Annotated in this window: 10 protein-coding genes and 1 pseudogene; all 11 read left to right on the top strand. The window is 44.1% G+C overall.

The genetic code is table 11. The features are described 5' to 3' along the window. The first annotated feature begins 235 nt into the window (after positions 1 to 235). Positions 236 to 457: a hypothetical protein gene (locus Q0314_RS03380; RefSeq protein WP_298056500.1), complete on the top strand. Its 222-nt coding sequence runs from the start codon at positions 236 to 238 to the stop codon at positions 455 to 457. A 306-nt stretch (positions 458 to 763) separates the two neighbouring features. Then, complete coding sequence (gene fmt / locus Q0314_RS03375) at positions 764 to 1,681, top strand: methionyl-tRNA formyltransferase (RefSeq protein WP_298056497.1); 918 nt, start codon at positions 764 to 766, stop codon at positions 1,679 to 1,681. A gap of 91 nt (positions 1,682 to 1,772) precedes the next feature. Then, positions 1,773 to 2,408 (top strand): biotin--[acetyl-CoA-carboxylase] ligase, encoded by a 636-nt coding sequence (locus tag Q0314_RS03370; protein ID WP_298056495.1) that lies wholly within the window; start codon positions 1,773 to 1,775, stop codon positions 2,406 to 2,408. A gap of 160 nt (positions 2,409 to 2,568) precedes the next feature. Beyond that, a complete protein-coding gene (locus Q0314_RS03365; protein ID WP_002947459.1) occupies positions 2,569 to 3,351 on the top strand; it encodes an AAA family ATPase in 783 nt (260 codons plus the stop codon). Between the two features lie 3 nt (positions 3,352 to 3,354). Beyond that, positions 3,355 to 4,209 (top strand): ParB/RepB/Spo0J family partition protein, encoded by an 855-nt coding sequence (locus tag Q0314_RS03360; RefSeq protein ID WP_298056491.1) that lies wholly within the window; start codon positions 3,355 to 3,357, stop codon positions 4,207 to 4,209. A 98-nt stretch (positions 4,210 to 4,307) separates the two neighbouring features. After that, on the top strand, positions 4,308 to 4,730 hold the full coding sequence (locus tag Q0314_RS03355; RefSeq protein WP_002952442.1) for a F0F1 ATP synthase subunit B': 423 nt from the start codon (positions 4,308 to 4,310) through the stop codon (positions 4,728 to 4,730). Between the two features lies 1 nt (position 4,731). Beyond that, the gene (locus Q0314_RS03350; RefSeq protein ID WP_298056487.1) at positions 4,732 to 5,229 is read left to right on the top strand and encodes a F0F1 ATP synthase subunit B; all 498 of its coding nucleotides are present in this window, start codon (positions 4,732 to 4,734) and stop codon (positions 5,227 to 5,229) included. Next, complete coding sequence (locus Q0314_RS03345; RefSeq protein WP_297941740.1) at positions 5,229 to 5,759, top strand: F0F1 ATP synthase subunit delta; 531 nt, start codon at positions 5,229 to 5,231, stop codon at positions 5,757 to 5,759. Before Q0314_RS03350 ends, Q0314_RS03345 begins: the two co-directional genes overlap by 1 nt. 12 nt (positions 5,760 to 5,771) lie before the next feature. After that, entirely contained in the window at positions 5,772 to 7,289 is a 1,518-nt protein-coding gene (gene atpA, locus Q0314_RS03340; RefSeq protein WP_002952438.1) for a F0F1 ATP synthase subunit alpha, read from the top strand. A gap of 9 nt (positions 7,290 to 7,298) precedes the next feature. Further along, positions 7,299 to 8,183 carry an ATP synthase F1 subunit gamma gene (gene atpG, locus Q0314_RS03335; protein ID WP_298056484.1) on the top strand — a complete coding sequence of 295 codons (885 nt, stop codon included), beginning with the start codon at positions 7,299 to 7,301 and terminating at the stop codon, positions 8,181 to 8,183. A 13-nt stretch (positions 8,184 to 8,196) separates the two neighbouring features. Further along, positions 8,197 to 8,397: pseudogene (locus Q0314_RS03330) on the top strand (F0F1 ATP synthase subunit beta); the annotation flags it as partial.

Below are 8,397 nucleotides of genomic sequence, written 5' to 3'. Positions count from 1 at the left end.
GTTTGACGCCGCTAAGCCGTTTTTCGTGATGCCGATCTCCTCGGCGACGGGACAAAATATAAACGAGCTAAAATTTAACCTGCTTGAGCTGCTTAAAAAGGAGCTGTAGGTTGCTCTAAAGCCGCGCCGCAGAGGGCTTTTGCGAATGCAGGCCTTAAGCGCGCCCGTATATGCGGATGAATTTTATTTTTATCGCTCGTAAACGCCGCAAAAAGATAAAATTTAAGAAGGCGAAATGAATAAAATTTTTATTCTAGTATTTTTATGCTTCGGCGCATACGGTTGCGATCCCGCCGATCCGGTGCCGAATTTTATGGACTTTAACGACAAGGATCATGGCGGCGCACTGAGCTTGCAGGAGTGGATGGCGAGCGAGGTGCCGTCTGGGCTGAGAGTAGAGCTAAATCTGCGCTCAGGCCCAGAATTTAAGAGGTTAGACGCTAATCATGACGGCTAGATTAGCCTTGATGAGCTGGGAGCGAAATACTTTGCAAAGATTTATTGGTCCGAAGATCCTTGCGCCTTTTGGCCGTGGAAGGATCAAGGCGGAGATGAAAATCAATCTGCCGTCAAATAAGCGCGAAAAACGGCAATAACGCTGCCTTTTGCGCTGGGTTTGGTTTATGCGACGCGTATAAATTTTACTTCGCGCGGGCGAGTGCGGATCAGGTTTGCTTCGCGATCTGCGTAAAATTTATTTCGCGCATTGCCAGCGCCCGTGTGATCGCTAGTGCCGTGATGCGGCTAAATTTAAAGGAAAAGAATGAATATAGTTTTTATGGGAACGCCCCAGTATGCGGCTAAAATTTTACGCGCGCTTACGGAGGCGAAATTTGAGATCGAGGCCGTCTTTACGCAGCCTGATAAGCCCGTCGGCAGGAAGCAAATTTTAACTCCGAGCGAGGTGAAAATTTACGCGCAGAAGCACCTGCCCGCCGTACCGATCTTTCAGCCTGCGACTTTAAGAGACGAGGCGGTCGCAGCCCAGATAAAAGAGTTAAAGCCTGATTTTATCGTGATTGCGGCATACGGTAAAATTTTGCCGCAGGCTATCCTTGATATCGCGCCTTGCATAAACCTGCACGCTTCGATCCTACCTAAATACCGCGGCGCAAGTCCGATCCAAAGCGCGATCTTGGCGGGCGAAAAGCAGACGGGCGTGACGGCGATGCTGATGGATGCGGGGCTTGACACGGGCGATATGCTTGATTTTGCCTACACGCCTTGCGAGGATAAAACGGCGGCGCAGCTGTTTGACGAGCTTGGTGATCTAGCTGGCGAGCTGATAGTGCGAGTGTTGCGAAATTTTGCAAATTTAAAGCCGTTAAAGCAGGACGACGCGCAGGCCACGCATTGCAAAAAAATAGCAAAATCTGACGGGCTTTTTAGCTTTGAGGAAAGCGCACGGCAAATTTATAATAAATTTCGCGCGCTAACGCCCTGGCCGGGGATTTATCTATCTAGCGGGCTAAAAATTTTGGATTTAAAATATCTCTGCGGACGTGAGGATGAGCGCCGAAAACCCGGCGAAATCATATTTGACGGCAAATATTACATTTATGTCGCGTGCGGTGAGGGCGCTTTATGTATAGAGACCGTGCAAGAGCCGGGCAAAAAGCCCGTGGACGCTAGCGCGTATCTAAACGGCAAGCGCTTTGGCATCGGCGATATAGTGTCGTAAATTTGAGCCGAGCGAAGTTTGCCTTGTAAATTTAACGACGCGAATGCGCTCGCAATCTAAAACGAACCAGCAAATTTAAAAGGAATAAAATTTGAGAATAGAGTTCGCAGATAGCGTCCCCTCTACGCAAAAAGTTTTGGTCGAAGGGCTGCGAAACGGCGAAATACAGCCGCCTTTTGCGCTCGTGGCAAAAGAGCAGACGCAAGGTATCGGTAGCAGAAACAACACGTGGAGCGGGCTAGAGGGCAATCTATTTTTTTCATTTTGCATGAGCGAAACGGCGCTGCCCGGCGATCTAAAAGGCGAGTCGGCGTCGATTTACTTTTCGGTGATAATGCGCGAAGTTCTCGCGGCTCGCGGCTCGAAAATCTGGCTAAAATGGCCGAACGACTTTTACGTCGGCGATAAAAAAATCGGCGGAACCTTGACGACGAGAGTCGGTGAAATTTACGTTTGCGGCATGGGCATAAATCTAAAAAACGCACCCGAAAACGCCGGAATTTTAGATATAGACGTGAGTCCTAGCGCCGTGGTCGGAGAGTTTTGTAAGCAGCTGCAAACGGCTCCGTCTTGGGCGGAAATTTTTAAAAAATTTGAGAGCGAATTTGAAAAATCGAGAGAATTTATTACGCACGTTGAGGGCGAAGAAGTGGCGCTCAAAGACACAAAACTCCTATCTGACGGCTCTTTGGATATAAATGGTCGAAGGGTTTTTTCACTCAGATAAATTTGCTTAAATTTGACGTAAAATTTAATATTTTTACAAAATATCGGTGGGTACGCGCCGCGAAATTCTTTCAGAAATTTTAAAGCCGAAACTAAACTTGGACAAAGTAAGTTTTTTGTAAAATCAATCAATTAAAAAACAAAAAAATTGGAAAATTCTCATGTGTGAAATTATAACTATCGCAAACCAGAAAGGTGGCGTCGGAAAGACGACTACGGCGGTAAATTTGGCTGCATCGCTGGCGGTAGCCGAAAAAAAGGTCCTACTCATCGACATCGATCCACAAGCAAATGCGACGACTGGAATGGGTTTTAGTAGAAACGACTACGAATATAATATATATCACGTACTCACTGGCCGTAAAAAACTCTCGCAAATCGTGCTAAAAACCGAGATACCGACACTTTTTCTAGCGCCTTCAAACATCGGTCTCGTGGGTATAGAGCAAGAACTAAGCGAACAAAACAAAGACTATCAAAAGATACTAAAAAGTAAGATCGAAGAGGTCGAGGGGCAGTATGATTTCATTATCATCGATAGTCCTCCGGCGCTAGGCAGTATCACCGTAAACGCACTAAGTGCTAGCGATAGCGTGATAATCCCGATACAGTGCGAATTTTACGCATTGGAAGGGCTTGCGCAAATTTTAAATACGGTAAAAATCATCAAAAAAACCATAAATCCGAAGCTAAATATCAAAGGATTTTTGCCGACTATGTACAGTTCGCAAAATAACCTCGCCAAGGAAACGGTGGCAAATTTAAAGCAGCATTTTGAAAATAAACTGTTTAAAAACAAGGATATGGGCGATGAATTCGTAATAGTGCCGCGAAACGTAAAGCTTGCCGAAAGCCCGAGCTTTGGTAAGCCAGTGATTTTATACGACATAAAATCACCCGGCTCGGTGGCGTATCAAAATTTGGCATGCTGTATTTTAGGATAACGAATGGCTAAAAAAGGCGGACTAGGGCGCGGACTAGAAGCGATTTTGGGTGATGTAGAGCTTGCGTACAAAGCTGAGCTAAACGAGGGCAACAGCGATATAGTAAAGGATATTGATCTAGACCTGATTGTAGAAAACCCGTATCAGCCGCGTAAAAATTTCGACGAAACTGCGCTAAGGGAGCTTAGCGAAAGTATCAAAAGGCACGGGCTCATCCAGCCGATCATCGTCATAGAAAAAGATGGCGGATATATGCTGATTGCGGGCGAGAGGAGATTTCGCGCGACTAAGCTACTAGGCGAAAGCAAGATAAAAGCCATAGTTGCCGACATCGAAAGCCAAAGCCTTCGCGAACTAGCACTCATAGAAAATATCCAAAGAGAAGACTTAAATCCGATCGAGCTTGCCAATTCGTACAAAGAACTTATAGACGAATACAAAATTACGCAGGACGGGCTTGCAAACATCATTCACAAAAGCAGGGTTCAGATAACAAATACGATGCGGCTTTTGAGCCTTAGCGCCGTGACGCAGGAGTATATAAAAGAAGGCAAACTAACGCAAGGACACGCCAAAGTCATCGTAGGTCTTGAGCCAAACGATGAAAAAACAGCGGTCGATACTATCATCGGGCAGCGCCTTAGCGTGCGCGAAACGGAAAATTTGGTAAAAAATCTAAAAAATAAGTTGCTGCCTAAAGCCGCACTTAAGTTAGATGAGAGATACCTTGAAAGACTAACAAATTTAAAAGAGGTTTTTTCTAAATTTGACGTACCGGTTAAGATAAAAGGCAAAAAAATCACTATCGAATTTGATGACATAGCTGATATCGATAGGCTAATAAACAAGATAAAATAAAAATATTTATTTAAATTTAGCTTGTTTTATCCTTTTTTTTTGTAAAATAAGCACGGTTTTGTTATGCTTAAGAAAATATTAAACTTTAAGGAGATTTGATGTTGGAAATTAATTTGCCGTTAGTCGTCCTAACGGCAGTTATTTTTCTAGGGCTTATCGCCGTTTTAAATTCCATCCTTTACAAGCCTCTACTTAAATTTATAGACGCTAGAAACGATGCGATAAAAAACGACGAAGAGAGCGCTAGCAAAAATACGAGCGATCTTGGCGTGTATGAAGCGCAGATAGAACAGCTCATAGCTGCCGCAAGAAACGAAGCCGGCAAGATCAAGCAGGAAGCTATCAATGCTGCAAAAGACGCGGCCGCTAAGATAGTCAGCGAAAAGCGCGGAGTTTTGGAGGCTGATTACGATGCTTTTATCCAAAATTTAAACTCTCAAAAGAGCGATTTTAGAGCTGATTTGCAGCAAAAATTGCCTGAACTTCAAGCTGCTTTAAAAGCAAAACTCGCAAGGATTTAATATGAAAAGCAAAATTTTACTTTTATTATGTCCTTTTGTTTTAATGGCGGACGGCGGATACGACATCGTGCCTAGGACGATAAACTTTATCGTTTTTGCCGCGATTTTGTATTATTTTATAGCGAACCCTATCAAAAATGCCTACAAAGGAAGAATCGCCGGTATCGCGGCGAGACTTGATAATATCGAGCAAAAGCTAAAGGACTCAAAAGCCAAAAAAGACGACGCTCTAAGGCGCGTAGAAGAGGCTAAAGCAAATGCGGCTAGCCTAGTAGAAACGGCTAGAAAAGAGGCTGTTTTGATCTCTGAGCGTATCAAAGAAGAAACCAGACAAGAGGTCGCAAATTTAGAAAAAAGCTTCCAAGACCAAAAAGAATTTGAAAAAAGACGCATGGTTAAGTCCGTCGTGGGCGAAATTTTAAATGAAATTTTTTCAAGCGACAGTGTGAAAATGGATCAAAGCGAGCTTATCAATATCATGCTTAAGAGGGTCGGCTAATGAAAGAACTTATCGCAAAAAAATACGTAAAAGCCCTAGTTAGCGACCTTAGCAAAGATGAGTTTAATAGCTTTACCGCCAAGCTACAAGAGATCGCAAACGCATTTGCAAATGAAAAATTTCAAAATATCATCGTTTCGCCGAATTTAAAAAATAGCCAAAAGGCGGATTTTGTCCTATCTTTAGTCGGTGAGGCGGATCAGAAATTTGTAAATTTCATAAAACTACTGGGCGAAAATAAAAGACTTGATATTTTGCCTAATATCGTTTCAGAGCTTTTAGCGCAAAAATCAAAAATGGATAATGTTTTTTACGGCAAAATTTACGGCGGCTCGCAGATCAGTCAGGCTCAAATTTCAGAGCTTGAAAGCAGCTTTTCTAAGAGATTTAACGCAAAAATCATTTTAGAGCCGGTAAAAAGCGACTACAACGGTATCAAGATTGAACTAGACGATTTGGGCGTGGAGGCTAGCTTTTCGGTAGATAGGCTAAAAGCCCAAATGAGCGAATACATATTAAAAGCAATATAAAGGAGAAAAAGCGTGAGTGCAAAAATAAAAGCAGATGAAATCAGCGCCATCATCAAGGAAAGGATTGAAAATTTCAGCCTTAACGTTGATGTGAACGAGACGGGCAAAGTTATATCCGTAGCCGACGGCGTTGCTAACGTTTACGGCCTAAAAAACGTTATGGCTGGCGAGATGGTCGAGTTTGAGAACGGCGAAAAAGGTATGGCTCTAAACCTTGAGGAAAGCAGTGTCGGTATCGTTATTTTGGGTAAAACGGACGGTATTAAGGAGGGTTCGAGCGTAAAACGCCTAGCTAAGCTTTTACGCGTTCCTGTCGGCGATGCTTTGATAGGCCGCGTCGTAAATTCACTCGGTGAGCCGATAGATGCTAAAGGCCCGATCGAAGCTAGCGAGACTAGATTCGTCGAGGAAAAAGCAAAAGGCATCATGGCTAGAAAGAGCGTTCACGAGCCGCTTCAAACTGGTATCAAAGCTATCGACGCGCTAGTGCCGATCGGCCGCGGACAACGCGAGCTCATCATCGGCGACCGCCAAACAGGCAAAACTACCGTCGCGATAGATACCATCATCAACCAAAAAGGTCAAGACGTTATTTGTATCTATGTCGCGATCGGACAAAAACAATCAACAGTCGCGCAAGTTGTTAAAAAACTCGAAGAGTACGGTGCTATGGAGTATACCATCGTCGTAAATGCAGGCGCTTCCGACGCTGCCGCGCTTCAATACCTAGCTCCATATGCGGGCGTAACTATGGGTGAATATTTCAGAGACAACTCTCGCCACGCCCTAATCATCTATGACGATCTTTCAAAACACGCCGTCGCATACCGCGAAATGAGCTTGATTCTTCGCAGACCGCCGGGCCGCGAAGCTTATCCTGGCGACGTTTTCTATCTACACTCTCGCTTGTTAGAGCGCGCATCTAAGCTAAATGATAAGCTAGGCGCAGGTTCTCTAACGGCTCTTCCTATTATCGAGACGCAAGCTGGCGACGTTTCGGCGTATATTCCGACAAACGTTATTTCTATCACCGACGGTCAAATTTTCCTTGAGTCCGATCTATTTAACTCAGGTATCCGCCCTGCGATCAACGTCGGCCTTTCGGTTTCTCGCGTCGGCGGCGCAGCTCAGATAAAGGCAACCAAGCAAGTTTCGGGAACGTTAAGACTTGATCTAGCACAATACCGCGAACTTCAGGCGTTTGCACAGTTTGCGAGCGACCTTGACGAGAGCTCGAGAAAACAGCTTGAGCGCGGTCAAAGGATGGTTGAGGTGCTAAAACAGCCTCCTTACAGCCCGCTCGCCGTTGAGAAACAAGTCGTTATCATCTTTGCTGGTACAAAAGGCTATCTAGACGATATTCCGACCGTAGCCGTTACAAAATTTGAAGCTGAGCTTTATCCTTACATTGAGGCGAAGTATCCTGAAATTTTCGAGCAAATTCGAACCAAAAAAGCACTTGACAAAGAAATCGAGGAGCTTTTGCACAAGGCGCTAAAAGACTTTAAAGCGACGTTTGCCGCTAACTAAGGCTAGAATATGTCAAATTTAAAAGATATAAAGCGAAAGATTAAGAGCGTCCAAAACACCCAAAAGACGACGCGTGCGATGAAGCTGGTATCTACAGCCAAACTTCGCAAGGCTGAAGAAGCCGCTCGTCACTCTAGGGTTTATGCGCTCAAGATCAATGAAGTTTTATCTGAAATAGCCTATAAAATCAACCAATATCGCTCTGTAAATGCCGAGAGTAAATTTTTCGACGTTAAGGAGAATATCGAGAAGGTTGATATTATATTCGTCACCGCAGACAAGGGGCTTTGCGGCGGTTTTAATATTCAGACTATTAAAACCGTTAGAAATATGATTAACGAATTTAAGGCGAAAAAAGTAAAGATAAGACTCCGCGCGGTAGGTAAAAAAGGTATAGAGTTTTTTAGCTTCCAGGGTATAAATTTGCTTGAAAAATACGTCGGCGTAAGCTCGTCTCCTACTTATGAGAAAGCTCAAAATATCATAAAAGACGCAATAGACGACTTCATAAGCGGTACGACGGATAAGGTTATTTTGGTACATAACGGCTACAATAACATGATCTCTCAACAAATTCGTATAAACGATATCGTGCCGGTCGAGCCGCCGAAACTCGTCGAAGTCGAGACGAATTCTTTGATGGAATTTGAGCCGAGCGACGACGGTAAAATTTTAAACGAACTACTTACGAAGTATTTCGAATATAGCATGTATTACGCTTTAGTAGATAGTCTTGCAGCCGAACATAGCGCCAGAATGCAGGCGATGGATAATGCGACTAATAACGCCAAAGAGCGCGTCGCACAGCTAAAACTATCGTATAACAAGGCTCGCCAAGAGTCTATCACCACTGAGCTTATAGAGATCATCAGTGGCGTCGAATCAATGAAATAATTAAGGAGTATGGATGAAAGGTATCATTTCTCAGGTAATGGGTCCGGTAGTCGACGTCGATTTCACGGATTATTTACCCAAGATCAACGAAGCCGTCGAAGTAAATTTCGAGGTTGAGGGCAAGCAAAATAGACTTGTGCTAGAGGTTGCCGCACACCTTGGCGATAACCGCGTAAGAACGATCGCCATGGATATGAGTGAAGGCTTAACTAGA

It is taken from the genome of uncultured Campylobacter sp. (genome assembly GCF_938040115.1).
Lineage (GTDB): Bacteria > Campylobacterota > Campylobacteria > Campylobacterales > Campylobacteraceae > Campylobacter_A.
The sequence above is the reverse complement of the archived record's forward strand: the minus strand, read 5'-3'. Positions and strand labels throughout refer to the sequence as shown.

What these genes read in the sequence shown, in the direction of transcription:
- Q0314_RS03380 (WP_298056500.1), top strand. Translation starts at nt 236, where the DNA reads ATGAATAAAATTTTTATTCTAGTATTTTTATGCTTCGGCGCATACGGT.
- fmt (WP_298056497.1), top strand. Translation starts at nt 764, where the DNA reads ATGAATATAGTTTTTATGGGAACGCCCCAGTATGCGGCTAAAATTTTA.
- Q0314_RS03365 (WP_002947459.1), top strand. Translation starts at nt 2,569, where the DNA reads ATGTGTGAAATTATAACTATCGCAAACCAGAAAGGTGGCGTCGGAAAG.
- Q0314_RS03360 (WP_298056491.1), top strand. Translation starts at nt 3,355, where the DNA reads ATGGCTAAAAAAGGCGGACTAGGGCGCGGACTAGAAGCGATTTTGGGT.
- Q0314_RS03355 (WP_002952442.1), top strand. Translation starts at nt 4,308, where the DNA reads ATGTTGGAAATTAATTTGCCGTTAGTCGTCCTAACGGCAGTTATTTTT.
- Q0314_RS03350 (WP_298056487.1), top strand. Translation starts at nt 4,732, where the DNA reads ATGAAAAGCAAAATTTTACTTTTATTATGTCCTTTTGTTTTAATGGCG.
- Q0314_RS03345 (WP_297941740.1), top strand. Translation starts at nt 5,229, where the DNA reads ATGAAAGAACTTATCGCAAAAAAATACGTAAAAGCCCTAGTTAGCGAC.
- atpG (WP_298056484.1), top strand. Translation starts at nt 7,299, where the DNA reads ATGTCAAATTTAAAAGATATAAAGCGAAAGATTAAGAGCGTCCAAAAC.